At 69.0% G+C, this 16,943-nt stretch carries 9 protein-coding genes, 1 tRNA gene and 1 pseudogene; 2 read left to right on the top strand and 9 right to left on the bottom strand.

The annotated features are described in order from the left end of the window. Window position 1: 1 nt before the first annotated feature. The 5 genes from OG947_RS16990 to OG947_RS16970 all read right to left on the bottom strand — a co-directional run bounded on the left by OG947_RS16990 (window position 2) and on the right by OG947_RS16970 (window position 2,820). Window positions 2-496, bottom strand: a complete 495-nt coding sequence (locus OG947_RS16990; protein WP_328812418.1) for a hypothetical protein — start codon at window positions 494-496, stop codon at window positions 2-4. A 200-nt stretch (window positions 497-696) separates the two neighbouring features. Further along, on the bottom strand, window positions 697-1,131 hold the full coding sequence (locus OG947_RS16985) for a hypothetical protein (protein WP_328812417.1): 435 nt from the start codon (window positions 1,129-1,131) through the stop codon (window positions 697-699). Window positions 1,132-1,228: 97 nt separating this feature from the next. Then, on the bottom strand, window positions 1,229-2,188 hold the full coding sequence (locus tag OG947_RS16980) for a hypothetical protein (protein WP_328812416.1): 960 nt from the start codon (window positions 2,186-2,188) through the stop codon (window positions 1,229-1,231). A 242-nt stretch (window positions 2,189-2,430) separates the two neighbouring features. Continuing rightward, a tRNA-Lys gene (locus tag OG947_RS16975) sits at window positions 2,431-2,506 on the bottom strand. A 92-nt stretch (window positions 2,507-2,598) separates the two neighbouring features. Further along, on the bottom strand, window positions 2,599-2,820 hold the full coding sequence (locus OG947_RS16970) for a DUF3618 domain-containing protein (protein WP_027505503.1): 222 nt from the start codon (window positions 2,818-2,820) through the stop codon (window positions 2,599-2,601). Window positions 2,821-2,932: 112 nt separating this feature from the next. Between OG947_RS16970 and bcp the strand changes: the two genes are divergently transcribed. Beyond that, window positions 2,933-3,406 (top strand): thioredoxin-dependent thiol peroxidase, encoded by a 474-nt coding sequence (bcp, locus tag OG947_RS16965; protein ID WP_285185942.1) that lies wholly within the window; start codon window positions 2,933-2,935, stop codon window positions 3,404-3,406. Here the strand turns inward: bcp and OG947_RS16960 are convergent. Next, window positions 3,384-4,767 (bottom strand): annotated as a pseudogene (locus OG947_RS16960) (dipeptidase). The gene bcp and the pseudogene OG947_RS16960 overlap by 23 nt on opposite strands. 31 nt (window positions 4,768-4,798) lie before the next feature. Further along, window positions 4,799-6,139 carry a hypothetical protein gene (locus tag OG947_RS16955; protein ID WP_027505500.1) on the bottom strand — a complete coding sequence of 447 codons (1,341 nt, stop codon included), beginning with the start codon at window positions 6,137-6,139 and terminating at the stop codon, window positions 4,799-4,801. 348 nt (window positions 6,140-6,487) lie between these two features. Between OG947_RS16955 and OG947_RS16950 the strand changes: the two genes are divergently transcribed. After that, window positions 6,488-7,099: a TetR/AcrR family transcriptional regulator gene (locus OG947_RS16950; protein ID WP_027505499.1), complete on the top strand. Its 612-nt coding sequence runs from the start codon at window positions 6,488-6,490 to the stop codon at window positions 7,097-7,099. Window positions 7,100-7,138: 39 nt separating this feature from the next. Here the strand turns inward: OG947_RS16950 and acpS are convergent, their stop codons facing one another. Beyond that, complete coding sequence (gene acpS, locus OG947_RS16945; protein ID WP_027505498.1) at window positions 7,139-7,531, bottom strand: holo-ACP synthase AcpS; 393 nt, start codon at window positions 7,529-7,531, stop codon at window positions 7,139-7,141. Then, entirely contained in the window at window positions 7,528-16,728 is a 9,201-nt protein-coding gene (locus OG947_RS16940) for a polyketide synthase (RefSeq protein ID WP_328812415.1), read from the bottom strand. The genes acpS and OG947_RS16940 overlap by 4 nt, the downstream gene beginning before the upstream one ends. Window positions 16,729-16,943 lie beyond the last annotated feature (215 nt).

Raw genomic sequence — 16,943 nt, 5'->3', positions numbered from 1 at the left:
CTCACTCGGTGAGCTGGCCGATGGGCGCCACGGACCGGTTGGTGCGTGGATCACGCCAGACCGCTTCGCCATCGATGATGGTGGGTAGCAGTAGCCGTTTGTCTTCGATGGGCCACTGAATCCATGGCGGGTATCCCGCGAGTTCGGTCTGCATGATGTCCGCCACGACGACCATGGCCTCTGGGAGTGTCTGGTCCATGTGCAGACCCACGCCGCCGACCGAGAAGTCGAGCGTTCTGTCGTCGTCCCCCGCGCTCGGGTCCACATCCGAATCCGGGCCCTCGAGGCGAACTCCGAGGTGGACGTCGCCTGTCTCGAGTAGCGAGAGCGTCCACTGGAGGCGGTTCAAGTCGAGGCGAGCGCCGTACCGGCGCCATCGGAGGTCCAACCCCACCGCAAAACACGCGTCAACGATCTGAGTCGGTGCGCCACCACCATTTTCGGGCAGTAATGGCAGCGTCCACTCGTCGACGTACTCGAATACCGGAAACCACACGACGTAAGTGTCTCAAACGGCCGGGTCGGAGGTGGGTTCGCTGATGCGCGCCGATGAGCATTCAATTAATGCGCGTTCTTGTTGCTGGGCCCGCGATTCGCTGTCGGTCCCGGTGAGCCACCGCGTCGATCGACACTCTGCCTGCGCGATGAACCCGCGGCGAAAGTCGACCCGGTCCTTTGGCGCCGAGATACACGGCACTACCGCGGCAGGTGAAATTGCTCGGCCGGACACAGAACGTGCACACCCGCGGTGACGAGTTCCCTTGCGGCATCGTCGGACACCTGCAACGTCGTCGAGACGAGCGAGAACGCAGATGGTGCGTCACCGTTCATACCCAGTTCGCTACAGGCCTCCAACGCAGTCTGGTGAAGAACGTCCGGAGAGATCGGCATGAGCTCGGGGTTCGTGAGTGACGACGTGAACGTCGAGACGTCGGTACCCAGAAGTCGAGCGCGAGCGGCGTCGGCATCCCCTCTGAGGCTCGGTCGGGTCAGCTCGATGGAGGACGCCTCGATCGATGTCGTTTCGTCGCCTCCGCCGGGGTCGGCCGCACACCCCGCGACCGCCACGGCTGCCAGTGCTGCGAGCAGCGCTGTACGAATCAGCGTTCGATCTACGGGGTACGACGTCACGAGTCGAGGGTATGCGGCGGCAACAGGTACTCGCAGCACGCACACGCTTCGCCGACCACACCAGATCCGCACCAGCACAGCGACAACGATTCGCTGATCACCCCCGCGACCGCATTCGTCGGTCCGACCATGGCGGGCGAGCATCGCCGATGCGGCCGTAGGCGACCATCTCGGTCCAGAACGCGCACAGCCCTCGAGCCCACTGCTCAGTGGTCATCGGGAACGTCGGCGGGTGGTAGCCGAAGCGTTCAATCCAGTCAGTCGACACAGCTGGAGCGCTCATATCCGCACGCGAGGGCACGGGCACCGCCGCGTCGTACACTTCCGGGCGATCCCCGAGGCGGTACGTGAGAGTTGCTGTGCGTCCGCTCAGATGAAGGGAGAGTGGAACCAGTGCACTGTGCACGTAGCCGCGGATACTGAGCAGGTCGGCGAGCAGACCGATCGCCTCCACGGCGTCTCGATCGGCTTCGCGCACGCTCGCCTCGATTCGCCACCGACCGTCCGCGGTTGTCCGCGGATCCAGGTAAGCGGTGGGGTCGGCGAACGGCCCCTCGCGCAGGATCTGTTGCCGTAGGGCGATATTCGCCGGTGACGGTTCGATCTTGCGAACGTTTTCTTCGAGCTGCCCGTCCACCCTCGACCAGTCGAAGTTGTTCGGCACCAGCATTGGCGACCCAGTCACATCCATAACGAACCCGAATCGGTACCGACCCGCACGCTCGGGCACATCCTGACTCTCACTGCGCAGGTAGGCGAAATCCGCCCACTGGTCCCCTAGACCGCCACGAAGCCAGCCTTCCGCCTCAGTGACAGAGATTCCTGCGGTCGGACCTGATTGCCACTGCAGAGGCGGTTCCGACTCCGACATCCGGTACGCAGACACCGCGACGCGCACGAACATCGGGGCACTGCCGGGCGGAAACGTTCCGAGGTCGTTCGCGTAGGGATGGAAGCTGTGGCTGACGAGAACTCGCGTGTCGTTGTCGGCTATCGACGGTCCGTAGAGGCGCTGATCCGGCCGCAGTCGTATGTCCGACCGACCCTCGGAAGTCACCGTCGAGTGGATGGCTTGTCGGAGGAGCGCGACCGCAACGGGATACAGGAGCCGAACACGGGCAGCTACCTCGTCGGCGCTGCCGGGCCGATCAGAGTGCGGCACGCTTTCGCCCGGGGACCATGCAGTAATTGTAGACCCAGCGCGGCGGTGGACCGGGTCAAAAATCATGAATAAGTAGTGAGTGGCACCGAAACCAGAAGAGCCCCTGATCAGCATAACCGCTGATCAGGGGCTCTTTTTGGTGCGCCCACAGGGACTCGAACCCCGGACCCAGTGATTAAGAGTCACTTGCTCTACCAACTGAGCTATAGGCGCATGGTCGGAGCGGCTCGCGCTCCTCGGTGCGTGAAAGACATTAACACCTGGCGCGCAGGGAGTGAAATCGAGTCACTGACCTGCGCAGATGCTCAGCTGACGATCTTGCGGATCACCAGGATGGCGACGACGGCGCCGACGCCGATGAGCGAGAACTTCACGGCGGGCTCGTTGAGGGTGCCCACGACGCTGCGCTTGGTGTTCTCGACCAGCCGCTTCGGGTTGGCGCGCACGCTGAGCTCGTCCAGCGTCGACGCGAGCTGGTCGCGTGCGGCCTCGATGTCGCGCTCGATGTTGTCGGTGTTGCGTGCCACGAAAGCCCTCCCGGCTGGACGAAGATGCAGAACTTCTGCGGTCGCCTCAGAGCCTAGAGCACGACGCCCGGCGCGCCTGCCCGGCTCGGACGAGTCGGCTAAGTTTGGCATCGTGACCACGACCTCGAGACTGTCCGCAGGCGACGCTGCTCCCGCCCTGTCCCTCCCCGACGCCGACGGCAACACCGTGTCGCTGGCGGACTACGCCGGCCGACGCGTGGTCGTCTACTTCTACCCCGCCGCGGCGACGCCGGGGTGCACGAAGCAGGCGTGCGACTTCCGCGACAGCCTGGCGCAGCTCAACGATGCGGGCCTCGAGGTGATCGGGGTGTCGCCGGACAAGCCCGCCAAGCTGGCGAAGTTCCGCGACGACGAGGGCCTCACGTTCCCGCTGCTCTCCGATCCGGAGAAGTCGACCCTGCAGGCGTGGGGAGCGTTCGGCGAGAAGTCGATGTACGGCAAGACCGTCACGGGCGTCATCCGCTCGACGTTCGTCATCGACGCCGACGGCAAGGTCGAGGTGGCTCAGTACAACGTGAAGGCCACCGGCCACGTCGCCAAGCTCATCCGCGATCTGAAGCTCTGAGCCGCCACTGCTCGGGCAGGCGGCTCAGGAACGCTGCTTCGGCCACCGCGATGGTCTCGATCTCGCTGGGGTCGACGCTCTCGTTCGGTGCGTGAATGGTCGACAGCGGCTCCTCGACGCCCATGAGGACGATCTCCGCGTCCGGAACCGCGCGCTGCAGCGCGGTGCACAGCGGAATGGAACCGCCCTGCCCGGCGAACTGCACGGGCTCGCCGTAGGCGTCGCTCAACGCGGTCATCAGCGTGCCGTACGCGGGGCCGTCCGTACGGGCGGCGAAGGGTGATCCGACGGCATCCGGCGTGACCGTCACCCGCGCGGACCACGGCGCCGCATTCGTCAGGTGAGTGACGAGCAGATCACGCGTCTTCTCGGCGTCCATGCCGGGCGGTACGCGAAGTCCGATGCGCGCGAGGCACCACGGCGGCGGCGCTTCCCACCACGGGTGGGCAGTCGATGCCCATGACGGTGACGGACGGCCGGGCCCAGAGATGGTCCGCGATGGACCCGCTCCCGGTGAGCTCCACACCGTCCAGCACGCCCGCATCCGTCCGGAAACGCTCGACCGGATACTCGGCACCGTCCCACACGCCGGAACCGTCCACCCCGTCGATGGTGGTGTCGCCGTTGACGTCGTGCAGCGTGGCGAGCATCGCCACGAGGGCCACCAGTGCGTCGGGCGCGGGCCCGCCGTACATCCCGGAATGCACTGCGCCGCGGAGTGTCTCGACGTCGACCCGAACAATCGCCATGCCGCGCAGCGACGTCGTCAGCGTCGGCGTTCCGACGGCGATGTTGCCCGTGTCGCCGATGACGATCACATCTGCGGCGAACAGCTCGGGACGGTCGCGCACCAGGTCCTCGAGGCCACCGGTCCCGGTCTCCTCCGAGCCCTCGCACACCACCACGATGCCCACCTCCGAGTCGGAGCCGAGCGCACGGAGCGCCGCGAGGTGCATCAGCACGTTGCCCTTGCAATCGGCCGAACCGCGGCCGAACCAGCGACCGTCCCGATCGGTCAACTCGAAAGGCGCGCTGTTCCACAGCGACTCGTCGCCCGCAGGCTGGACGTCGTAGTGCGAGTACAGCAGGACTGTCGGAGCACCGTCCGCAGCGCGGCGCCGACCGATGACAGCCGCCGATCCGTCGGACGTCTCGTGCAACTCCGTGTCTTTCACGCCGGCGTCGCGGAATGCGTCCCGCACCCACTCCGCGGCGGAGCGGCACTCGGACGGCGGCGCCTGCTCGGGATCGGCGATGGAGCGAAAGGCGACGAGGTCTGCCAGTTCGGCGCGCACTCTCGGCATGCTCGCACGCACGCGGTCTCGGAGCTCGGACAACTGCGCATCGGTACCAGAGGTCATGGAAAACAGTCTGGCACCTCGACACGTCGACCTACTGCGGGAACTCCTGGTTCAGCCACTGCCCGGTCTGCTGCCAGTGCTTCGCCCACGCCTCGTCCTGCAGCTGCTGCGGGGACTTGTTCGGATCCTGCTCGGGCACCGGGACGGTGAACTGCGGAGCGGGTACCGCACTGGGAGAGGACGACTGCTGCTGTGGCGGCGTGGTGGTCCACGGCGTGGGCGCCGGCGCAGCGGCGGTCGGCGACCAGGGTGCTGCCGACGGCGCGGTCCAGTCGGAGGCCGCGGCGTCTGCTGCGGCGTCCTCTGTCGGAACCGGCGCTGCCGGAGCAGCGGGGGCCGGCGACGCGGCCGGAGCAGCGGGAACCACCGGTGCCGCGACTGCGGGAGCATCTGCCACCGGGGACGCGGAGCCACCGTTCGGGGCCTGCTGCTCCGCGGCGGTGTTCTGGGGCACGCTGTCCGATCCACCGGACATCACGGCAGCGGTACCGATGCCCGCCGCGACCAGCGCTGCTGCGGCGGCAGCGCCGGCGAACCCGACGAAACGGCGCGAGCGGCGACCGGTGGGAGCGACGGACGCGGCCGTCACCACCGGGATGGCCTCGGTCCGAGCATCGTCGATCGGATCGACGACAGCAGGCGCCACGACGGCGGGGAACACCTCGGTGTCGGTGTCGGACGACGTCGTGGGAGGAACGGCCTTGTCGACGGGCGTGACCTCGTCGGCGGACGCGACTCGGGGGCGAGCAGCCGCGGCGGCGGCACCTGCCACACCGGCACGTGCCGCTGCGGACTTCGAGATCGGCGACGCGGACGCGCCCGACTTCACGACGCCGGACTTCCCCGCACCGGTCGCAGACCGGCGTACCGGCTTGGCCGGGACGGGACGCGTCGGGCGCAGAGGTGGGCGGGCTGCCGCTGCGGCGGCGGCGACAGCGGAGGGTGTGGTCCGCTGCCAGGGCGCGACATCGTCGGCAGGAGGAGTGGCGTCGTCGTCGAGTGTCGCGCCGGCGGCGGGCGTGTCCGCGACGACCGGGGTGGGAGAGTCGAAGACGGGAACACCGAACGCGAGTTCGAGGATGGGCGGAGCCACGTCGATGTCAGCGGCAGCGCCCGAGGTCACGACGGACATGACACAGGCGTCGGCGACGTCCACCAGGTCCCACAGCATCGGCACCGTCAGCCCGATCTGCTCGGGCGAGAAGTCCTCGAGGTCGATCGACTCGGCGACGCCGAGGTCCGACCCGTCGATGGGAGACAGCAGGGACGCCGTCACCGTGGACCCGTCCAGGTGATACAGCAGAACGGCGGAGACCACGGTGGTGTCACCACGGGTCTCGGGTGCGCTGCTGTTGCGGGGGGTGTCGTTCATGATGTGCCTCCTCTTCTCGAAGACGAACCGGAAGCCGACACAGCCGTCGTGACTCCCCCGAGACCGGCCTGAACGATCGACTACTTGCTCCGTCAGTGAACGATGCGTCTTGTAACAGTCTCTAAACATACCGTAAGTTCATATTGAATGCGGCCGAACGGTAGCTCACTGTTCGAGAACGGTGGGTCGACCGATACTGTTGGTGACGTGGAGTCGACCGACGGAGCACCGGGGCGCAGCACCCCGATCACCGAGGAGACAGCGCACGAACAGGGCCTTCACGACGAGACCGATGTCCGCGACGGGGCCGACACCAGCGAGAACGCGGACGAGAACGAGCCCGTCGAGCTGCTCCCCCGCCGCCGCCCCACCCAGGAGCGCAGCAAACGGAAGTTCGACGCGTTGTTGACGGCGTCGCGCGAACTGTTGACCGACGTGGGGTTCGAGTCGTTCACGTGCGAGGAGGTCGCGGCCCGCGCCGGGCTGCCCATCGGCACGCTGTACCAGTTCTTCGCCAACAAGTACGTCATCGTGTGCGAACTGGGTCGCCAGGATCTCGCGGGCGTGCGCCAGGAGTTCGCCGATTTCGACGGGGAGGTTCCGTCACTCGACTGGCTACGCTTCCTCGACGACTTCCTGGACCATCTCTCCAGCCTGTGGACGTCGGATCCGTCCCGACGCGAGGTGTGGTTGGCGATGCAGTCCACCCCGGCCACACGCGCCACCGGCATGATCCACGAGAAGGCGTTCGCCGCCCAGGTGGAGCGGGTGCTCGCACCGCTCACACCCCGCACCCCACGTGCCCGCCGCAACCTCATGGCCGAGGTGCTCGTGCACGTCGTCTACTCCATGCTCAACTTCTCGGTGCAGGACGGTCAGAGTCACGCCGACGCCGTCGCCGAGCTGAAGCGCCTGATGGGCGCCTACCTGTTGGTGGCAGAAAAGGAGAGCCGACGCTGATCGCGTCGGCTCTCCTCTTCTCCGTCATTCGTCTGACGATCACTCCTCGAGGATCGCCACCGCTCCCGCCATGTCGCCGTCGTGGGTCAGCGACAGGTGGATCTTGACCGTCGGCAGGAACTCCGCGGCCATGCCGTGCAGCTTGATCGACGGACGTCCCCACGCGTCGTTGACGACCTCGATCAGCGGGTACGGGTTGTCGCCGATCTGGGGCGCACGAGCGAAACGTGATGCGGCCCAAGCCTTCAGCACCGCTTCCTTCGCGGCCCACCGCGCGGCGTAGTGCCGCGCGGGATCCGCACTGCGCGTGGCGGCGTGGCGGCGCTCGCCGGCAGTGAAGCTGTCGCGGACCATGGTGGTCCCGACCTTCTCCATCTGCTCGGCGAACTCCGAGACCGACACCAGATCCAGACCGACTCCCAGGATGCTCACTCGGCCACCGTACGGTAGACGTCGTCCGCGCCGAGGCGAGAATCTTCGCTCAGCAGCAGATCGATCTCGAGCTCGTGCTTCGCATCGCTCGACGTGCCGTCGTGGCCCAGTCGGCGATCCTCCGGACGCTCGTACAGCGAGGATCCGCCGCACATCGCCTCCATCAGCCGCCGCTTGCCGGCCACCACACGTGCCTGCGCCTTCGCCGTGTACTCCTCGCGCTGCGCGGCCGGAACCGCCTCGAGGAACGCCTGCGGGTGCACCACGGCGATGATGCCGGACACATGGCCGAAGCCGAGGCTGGTCAGCAGACCGGCCTTGAACGGCAGCCGCTCCCCGAAGCGCAGCGGTTCGCGTACCCAGACCAGGTTCTCGAACTCGGTCATCGTGTCGTCGACGCAGTCGAGACTGCGGTTCGGCGGCACGACGCCCTCGGCCAGCACCTGGCAGAGACCGATCAGCTGGAAGGCGGCAGCGCCGCCCTTGCTGTGTCCGGTCAGCGACTTCTGCGAGACCACGAAGAGGGGGTTGCCCTCCGTGCGGCCCAGTGCTCGGGCCAGACGCGTGTGCATCTCCGCCTCGTTGGGATCGTTCGCGTTGGTCGACGTGTCGTGCTTGGAGACGATCGCGATGTCGTCCGCGGAGACGCCGAGTGCGCTGAGCGACAACGCCATCGCCGAGTCCTGACCGCCGCGGGCAGCGCCGAGGGCGCCGAGACCGGGAGCCGGGATCGACGTGTGCACGCCGTCACCGAAGGACTGCGCCCATCCGACGACACCGAGGACGGGGAGGCCCATCTCCAGAGCGAGGTCACCGCGAGCCAGCAGGATCGTTCCGCCGCCGTGCGACTCGACGAAGCCGCCGCGTCGACGGTCGTTGGCTCGGGAGAACCGGCGATCCGAGATGCCCTTGGCGTGCATCGCCGAGGCCTCCGCCGTCGCCGACATGTCGCCGAAGCCGATGATGCCCTCGGTGCTGAGGTCGTCGAACCCGCCGGCCACGACGAACGTCGCCTTGCCGAGCCGGATCTTGTCCACGCCCTCCTCGACCGAGACCGCCGCCGTGGCGCAGGCCGCGACCGGGTGGATCATCGCGCCGTAGGACCCGACGTACGACTGCACCACGTGCGCCGCAACGACGTTCGGCAGCGCTTCCTGCAGGATGTCGTTCGCACGAGCGTCACCCAGAAGGGTGTCGATGTACAGCGAGCGCATCGACTCCATGCCGCCCATACCGGTGCCCTGCGTGTTGGCGACCAGCGAGGGGTGCGTCCAGCGCATGAGCTCGGACGGGGTGAAGCCGCTGGTGATGAACGCGTCGACCGTGCAGACGATGTTCCACAGCGCGACCCGGTCGATGGAGCTCGCCATGTCCGGCGAGATGCCCCACTTGGTGGCGTCGAATCCCGTGGGGATCTGACCACCGACCGTGCGCGTCAGCTTCATCTGACGCGGTACGCGGATCTCGGTGCCCGCCTTGCGCGTGACCTGCCAGTCACCCTCCGCGTTCTGGTTCACGACCGTCCGCTCGGGATCGGCACCGACGAAGGCGCGTGCCTCCGCCTCGCTGCCGACGACGAACGTCAGATCGTTGTCCAGGAACACCGAGGTGAGCAGCGGCGCGGTGTTGTTCACCATCGCGCCGTCGTCCTCGTACTGCCGGATACCGCAGCGTTCGACGACCGTGTCGTGGTACCGGTCGGCGATCTCCGCCTCGGGCACCAGATCGCCCGACTCGGCGTCGTACCACCCCGGCTTGGGATCGTTCTCCCAGACCACCAGACCGGTGTTCCACGCGAGTTCGAGAACGCCTGCCGCCGACAGCTTCTCGTCGACCTCCATCTCGAAGCGGGTGCGTGCGCTGCCGTACGGCCCGAGCTCGCCCGTACCGACGATGACGACCATCTCGGACGGCTCGATGTCCAGAGCGGTCCACGCGGGTGCTGCGGGATGCTCGTCGAGCCGCGGCGGCGCGGGAAGCGCGTCGACGGTGGCGAGTGCCTCGGCGACGGCGTCGTCCGCGACGGCCTCGTCGGCCGCCTGCTTGGCGAGTGCGGCCAGATCGAGGCCCGCCTCGGCGAGGCCGCCGGTGAGATCGACCTCGAGCGGTGCCTGCGCGGCGGCGGTCCGGGACTCCTCGTCGCAGGTGGCGAGCAGCTGCTCGGCCATCTCCGCCGTGGACCAGGTGCGCACACCGGCCGCCTCGGCAGCGTTGGCCACCGGGTCGTTGTGACCCATGAGGCCGGTGCCGCGGACCCAACCGATACGGGCGTGCACCAACGTGACTCGCTCGGCCCAGGTGCGCTCCGCCTTCCAGCGGTTCACCACGGCGTCGAGCGCTGCCTTGGACTCGCCGTAGGCACCGTCGCCACCGAACAGTCCACGGTTCGGCGAACCGGGAAGTGTCACGTGCAGACGGGTGTCGACGTCGCGGTCGTGACCGATCTTCGACAGACCACCGATGAGACGCTCGACCGACCAGAGCAGGACGCGCATCTCCATCTCGGCGCGGGCACCGGCGTCGGACAGCTCGCCGGCGACCCGCGGTGCCGCGAAGGGGAACAGCATCGTCGGGGTGACGGCGGGCTTGACCAGCTTCTTCGCGCCACCGGCCGAATCGATCTGGTCGCTGCCGATCCACTCGATCAGGGCATCGACGTCAGCGTACGAGGCCATGTTCGCCGGGACCACCCAGAGGACTGCTCCCGCAGTGGCATTCGTGCGGTAGAGCTCACGGTAGAACCCGACTCGGCTCTCGTCGAGACGCGAGGTGGTGAGGAAGACGGTCGCACCGCCGGCGAGCAGTTCCCCGGTCACCGCAGCGGCGATCGAGTTCTTGCTGGCGCCGGTGACGACCGCGACCTGGCCGGTCCAGCGGGTGGACGCCTCGGTCGACTGCGCCGCAGCCGACGCGATGGCGCCGTAGGTGGCCGCCAGGTCGCCGCGCCCCTGGGCGTCGGCCTTCTGCTGCCACCAGCTCGCCTGGGACGCGACCGCCGTGCCGGTTCCGGCGAAGGTGTCGACAGCGAGTGCCTGCGCCTTCTCGTCCCCCAGCCACAGCCGGGCGAGATCCTCACGCGCACTGGCCCAGCGGTCGTCGATCAGCACCGCCTTGCGGGCGTCGAACGACGGAGCGACCAGACGCGGCCAGTCGGTGCCGAGCTCGGTGGACACCAGGTCGACCAGCTCGGCCTCGCTCGCGTCCGCCTCGGGCAGAGTGAGGTTCTCGGCGAATCCGAGCTGCTCGAGGACCAATCGGGCCGCCGAGGCCAGCACTCCGCTGCGCCCGGTGATGTTCTCGGTGAACTCACCCAGGGCGGCCGCGTCGACGGTGCCACCGCCGCCGCTGCCCCCACTGGAGGGCATGGACACCTGGATGCCGCGTCGCTGACCGACCGCAGTCACGGCTGCGTCGATGACCGCGTCGACCGCGGCACCGTCGGCGACGGCACCGTCCGCGAGACCACCGAGGTCGCCGCCGCGGATCGATGCGCCGTCCCTGGTGCCGAGAGCGACCTCGGCGGTGACGTGGTGGGCCCACCCGTCACCGAGCTGCCACACCTTGGCGACGCGCTCCGCGATGGAGCCGGGACGACGTCCCGACGGTCCGAACACCTTGCGCAGGTGATCGTTCACCGAGTCGCTGAGCACCGGCCCGAACGGACGGTAGGTACGTGCCAGCTTGTTGACGGTGCCGGCGAGGGCACCCATGTCGGCGTCGGCCGCGCCGTCGATCGCGCCGAGCGACAGCTCGGAACCGAGATCGACGAGCAGCTGGTTACGCCGGGACGAGACGCCGTCGCACAGCGCCTCGATGGTGTCGGCGGGGCCGATCTGATCGATGCGGAGCTTGGTCCACAGAGCGATCAGCACGGTCGTGGCATCCGACGCCGTGAACGCGATATCGTCGGGACGTGGCCCACCGGCCGGTGCCGCAGGAGCAGCGACCGGGGCGGAGACGGCTGCCGGGGCAGCCGCCGGATCTGCAGCGGGAGTCTCGGACTCGGGCTCGTCCACCATCTCCGGATCGGTGTCCGTGGAGAAGACGACGGCCGCGTCGCGCTCGATGTTGAGCACCTCGACGGGGTGGCCGATGCGACCGGGAAGCTTGAGCGTGTTGGTCGCCAGGTTGGCCACCGTGGGAACGGATCCCAGACCCACCTCGACGAAACGCTCGATGCCCAGTCCGCCGTCAGACTCGTCGGCGAACAGCAGGTCCTGCGTCTCGATCCACCGGACCGGGCTGGCGAACTGCCATGCCAGCAGCTCGGTCAGGATCACGCGGCACAGATCGGCCGGGCGGGCGGCCCAGTCGTCCCACCGACCCAGGACGTCGGCCAGCGGCTCGGACGGCACCAGGTCGGCGATCTCCTGCACGAAGTCACGATCGAGCGTGAACAGACGCGGAACCAGGTTGGGGATGTAGCGGCCGACGAGGATCGACGGGTCGATCGTCTCCGGGAGCAGCTCGAGGAGACGGGCCCGGAAGTCGTCCACACCGCCGCGCAGAACGGTGGAGTGGAACGGGACGTCGATGCCGGGGACCAGGATGAAGGCCCGCTTGCCGCCGAACTCGGCACGGCGACGGTCGATCTCGCGCTCGAGCTCCTCGAGACCCGCGACGGTGCCGGCGATGGCGTACTGGGAGCCGCGCAGGTTGAGGTTGACCACCTGCAGGAACTCGCCGGTGCGCTCACCGATGGACTCGACGAATCCGATGACGTCGTCGTCGGCGAGGCCGACCTGCGACGGACGGATGGCGGCCATGCGGTACTGGCTGCGGCCCTTCGCATCACGCGGGACCAGCTGGTGCATGGCGGAGCCGCGCTGGAAGACCACTTCGAGGACGGCCTCGAGCGGCAGGACCCCGGCGACGGCGGCGAGAGCGTTGTACTCACCGACGGAGTGGCCGGCGAGGAACGAGTCCTCGACGAACGCGCCGGACTCGCGGAGCTCGGCCACCTGGGCGACACCGAGCACGGCCATCGCGACCTGAGTGAACTGGGTCAGGTGCAGGACGCCGTCGGGATGACGGTGGGTCACTCCCCTGGCCCGCAGCTCGGTCGGGTTGTCCCGCACGACAGCGAGAATGGAGAAGCCGAGGGCAGCGCGGGTGTGCTTGTCCGCACGCTCCCAGATCTCACGGGCGGCCTTCGAGCGAGCCCGTGCGTCGAGTCCCATGCCGGGCTGCTGGATGCCCTGGCCCGGGAACGCGTAGACCGTCTTCGGTGCGGCGATGCGGCCGGTGGCCATCATGACCATGTCGCCGTCGACCTTGCAGGAGACCTCGACGATCTCGGAACCGGCCTCGTAGCCGACGCGATCGACGCGGACGTCGATCGAGGCGCCGGGACGCACCATGCCGAGGAAGCGCGTGGTCCACGCCGTGAGGCGACGCGGCGGAGTCGTCGCGGCCGGATCGACGGCGGTGACCACCTGCTGCGCGGCAGCCGAGAGCCACATGCCGTGCACGATGGGATCGCCGAGACCGGCGAGACGTGCTGCGGCGTCCGAGGTGTGGATCGGGTTGTGGTCGCCGGAGACCTGAGCGAACGCACCCATGTGACGCGGAGCCGTGATGGTGGTGTCGCGGCGACGGCGGCGCGGGGTCTCGACCAGCGCGTCGGTGACCGACCCGCCGGCGCGCGGCGGATCCGACAGCGTGCCGGTGCCGGTGCGGCCACGGATGGCGAACCGCTCGACGAGGGTGGCGACGACGGGAGCGTCGAGGCCCTCGCCCAGCATGGCGCCGATCTCGACGGAGACCTCGACCACGCGGCCGAGATCGGTGTCGACGACCTCGCCCGACTGCGCCTTCACCACCAGGATGCTGTGGTGGTCCGGGAGCGTGCCCATGAGATCGATGCGGTGGTCGAGGTGGACCAGGTCGAGCATGCCCTCGATGACGGAGCCGGCGTCGGCGGTACGCGCCGAGCCGAGCACGGCGAACACGGCGGGCCAGCACGCTCCGACGAGGACGTCGGGCACGGCCGAGTGGCCGACGCCGTAGTCCGCGGGGAGGCCGGAGCCGGTGACGCCCGCATGGTCGGCGACGAGGTCGGGCGACCAGGCGATGTTGAGACGAGCAGCGCCGCCCTTGACAGTCGGGAGCTCCTGTCCCGCAGCGACTCCGAGCAGTGCGGACATCGACGACTCGGCGTCCGCGTCGGTGACGAGCGGCGCTCCGCCGTCGACCGCAGAGGCGGGGACGGTGATCCGGATGTCGACGCTCTTGCCGGGCGAGAGCGGGACCGAGAGGAGCACCTGGTCCGAGCCGGCGACGGTCAGCGTGGCGCCGGTACGGGCGTGGGTTGCGGCCTCGTCGGACACGACGTCCCACTCGGACAGTGCACCGAGTCGACGAACGGGGTTGGGCGCGAGGCGCGATGCCCAGGTGATGTCCGGAGCGGCGAGCACCATGCCCACGAGACCGCCCGCGATGTCGGGATGACGGCGGGTGGCGACGGCGACGGAATCCGCGCCGGAGCCGAGCAGGCGATCCGCGGTGGCCTTCTCGAAGCGGTTCAGCAGATCGCCGACCGGCTCGTTCAGCCGGTCGATGCCGGCGACGGCCACGGTGCCGGGGATGACGCAGACCTGGTCTGCCGAGTACCGCGCGTCGTGGGCCTGCCACAGCGAGTCACTGCGCCACCAGCGGCGGACGTCCTTGTCCACGACGGGAACGAAGTTGACCGGCTTGCCGGGGATGCGGCACAGCGAGATGAAGAACGGCACGTCGGCCGGGTGCAGCTCGACCGTCGAGGCGTCGGGGTAGGCCGCGACGAGTGCCCGCAGGGCATCGGCGGGGCGATCGAGGATGTCGTCCTCGGCGAAGAGGGTGGGAACGGGGCCACGGTCGACGGGGTGCAGGCGGGCCTCGGCGCGCTGGAGCATGTCGCGGAAGCGGACGCGCCACGTGACGTCGAGCCACGGAGTGTCGGTGTCGATGTCGTGCCCGACGGCGAGCTCGAGGTAACGCTCGAGCCAGCGCAGGTACGTCATGGACGCGACGTCGCCGAAGTACGGCTTCGCGGTGGCGTCGAGAGCGGCGATGATCTCGTCGCGGCGGGCGGCCACGGCCTCGTCGTCGCCGGCGACCTCGTCGAGCAGACGACCGGTCCGCGAGGCGGCGTTGTCGATCTCGTGGATGTCCGCGCCGAGCTGGCTGCGGCCGGAGGCCATGCCGCCGATCGCGGTGCCGGCACCGACCCAGTCGGGCGTTCCGGGGGTGTCGACGAGGAGCTGCTTGACCTCGGGGGACGTTGTCGCCTCGAGCGTGGCCATCGCGGCGGTGCCGACGAGGATGCCGTCGAGCGGCATGGCCGGGAAGCCGGCGGCCTCCGACCAGCGTCCGGTGAGGTAGTCGGCTGCGCGCTCGGGAGTTCCGATGCCGCCACCGACGCAGATGACGATGTTGTCGTGCGACCGCAGCTCCGCGTAGGTGGCTACCAGCAGGTCGTCGAGGTCCTCCCACGAATGGTGGCCACCGGCGCGGCCACCTTCGATGTGGACGATGACCGGATAGTCCGGAACCTCGTTGGCGATGCGGATCACCGCGCGGATCTGCGCCACCGTGCCCGGCTTGAAGCAGACGTGGCTGATGCCGACCTCGGTCAGCTCCTCGATGAGCGCGACGGCCTCGTCGAGCTCGGGGATGCCCGCGGTGACGACGACGCCGTCGAACGGCGCACCCGCCGTGCGGGCCTTCTGCACGAGGCGCTTGCCGCCGAGCTGCAGCTTCCACAGGTAGGGGTCGAGGAAGAGCGAGTTGAACTGCACGGAACGGCCCGGCTCGAGGAGCTCCTGCAGCTCGGCGACGTGGCCGGCGAAGATCTCCTCGGTGACCTGTCCGCCACCGGCGAGCTCGGCCCAGTGGCCGGCGTTGGTCGCGGCGGCGACGATCTTCGGGTCGACGGTGGTCGGGGTCATGCCCGCGAGCAGGATCGGCGACCGACCCGTCAGCTTGGTGAAGGACGTCTCGACGGCGGTGTACCCGTTCGGGAGGGTGACCACGGACGGGGCGAAGTCGCTCCACGGCCGGTCCACCTCGGGTGCGGCGCCGGGAGTGAGGAGGTTCCGGTGCCCGGTGCGGGTCGACGCGGCGACGACGCCCACGCCGTGGCCACTGATGTTCGATGCGGTCAGGCGGGTGAGGGCGTCACCGGGACCGAGGTCGAGGATCCACGAGGCGCCGGCGGTGACCACGGACTCGGTCGCGGCGACCCAGTCGACGGGATCGACCAGGATGGCCTGCGCGAGTGCGCGGGCACGGGAGACGTCGACGCCACAGCGCTCGGCCCACTGGCCGACGACGTCGACGGCCTCACCCATCTGTGGGTGGTGGAAGCCGACCTCGATGTCGAGGGGTTCGAAGACGGGAGCGAAGATCGCGCCGCCACGCTTCTTGGCGTCACGCTCGCGGGTCTCGGTGGCCGAGATCTCCTCGCAGCGCTGCTGCACGCGGACGAGCTTGGTGTACGGACCGCTGAGGACGACGCGGCGGCGACCGTTGCGGATGGCGACGACGGCGGACGTCGTGGCGTCGTCGCCCGCGACCTCGTCGACGATGGCCTGCAGACGGACGGGGTCGACGGCGGAGACGGCGATCATGGGAGCCCGCTCGCCCGAGCCGATGAGGGCACGGCGGCGGCCGACGAGACCGGCTGCGGCACCGATGAGCTGCGCGACGGCCAGCAGTTCGGCGTCACTGCGTCCGAGATCGGCGACAGCCGCCTCGGCGAGGACACCCTGCGAGTGGCCGATGACGGCGGAGGGCGGAGTGGCGGTCCAGTCCAGTCCCTGCACCGACAGCGCGCGCAGTGCGGCGATCTGGGTGAGGAGGACGCCGGGGACGGAGACGGCCGCGGAGGCGAGGGCCGCGGTGGACGGACCGGCCGACGGATCGTCGGCGAGCTCCTGCTCCAGCATCCAGGCGATGGGATCGAAGCCGAGGGGCCGCACGACCAGGAGCTCCTGCGCCACGGGCGCGAGGATGTCGGCCGCGGTGTTGACGAGATCGGTGATCTGCGGCTCGAGTGCACAGTCCCGGGTCAGCTCGTCGAGGGTGGGCAACCAGGGCGCACCCTGGCCACCGAAGGCGAACGCGTAGGGCTCGCCCGCGACGAACCGCTCCGCGAGCGACTCCGCCCGATCGGTGGAGCGCTGGCGGTTGGGGGGAGTGCTCTCGTTGATGGTCACGCGTGCGTGTCCTCTCCTACCTCGGATCGCGAGGTGCTGGGTACTTCTGACGCTGGGCTCGTTCGACGTGGCTGGGTTGTTCGACGTTGCTGGGCCACCGGCGACACGAGACTCCGGGAGCCCGAGACGGTGGGCAGTCGTCATCGACGGACCACTCGCATCTCGTGGGCTCAAGGATGACACGGAATCATGAGGAATTCCTCACGTTCTGTTTG

The organism is Rhodococcus sp. NBC_00297, assembly GCF_036173065.1.
Lineage (GTDB): Bacteria > Actinomycetota > Actinomycetes > Mycobacteriales > Mycobacteriaceae > Rhodococcoides.
Note: the sequence above shows the minus strand (reverse complement) of the source record. Positions and strands in the feature narration are given on the sequence as shown.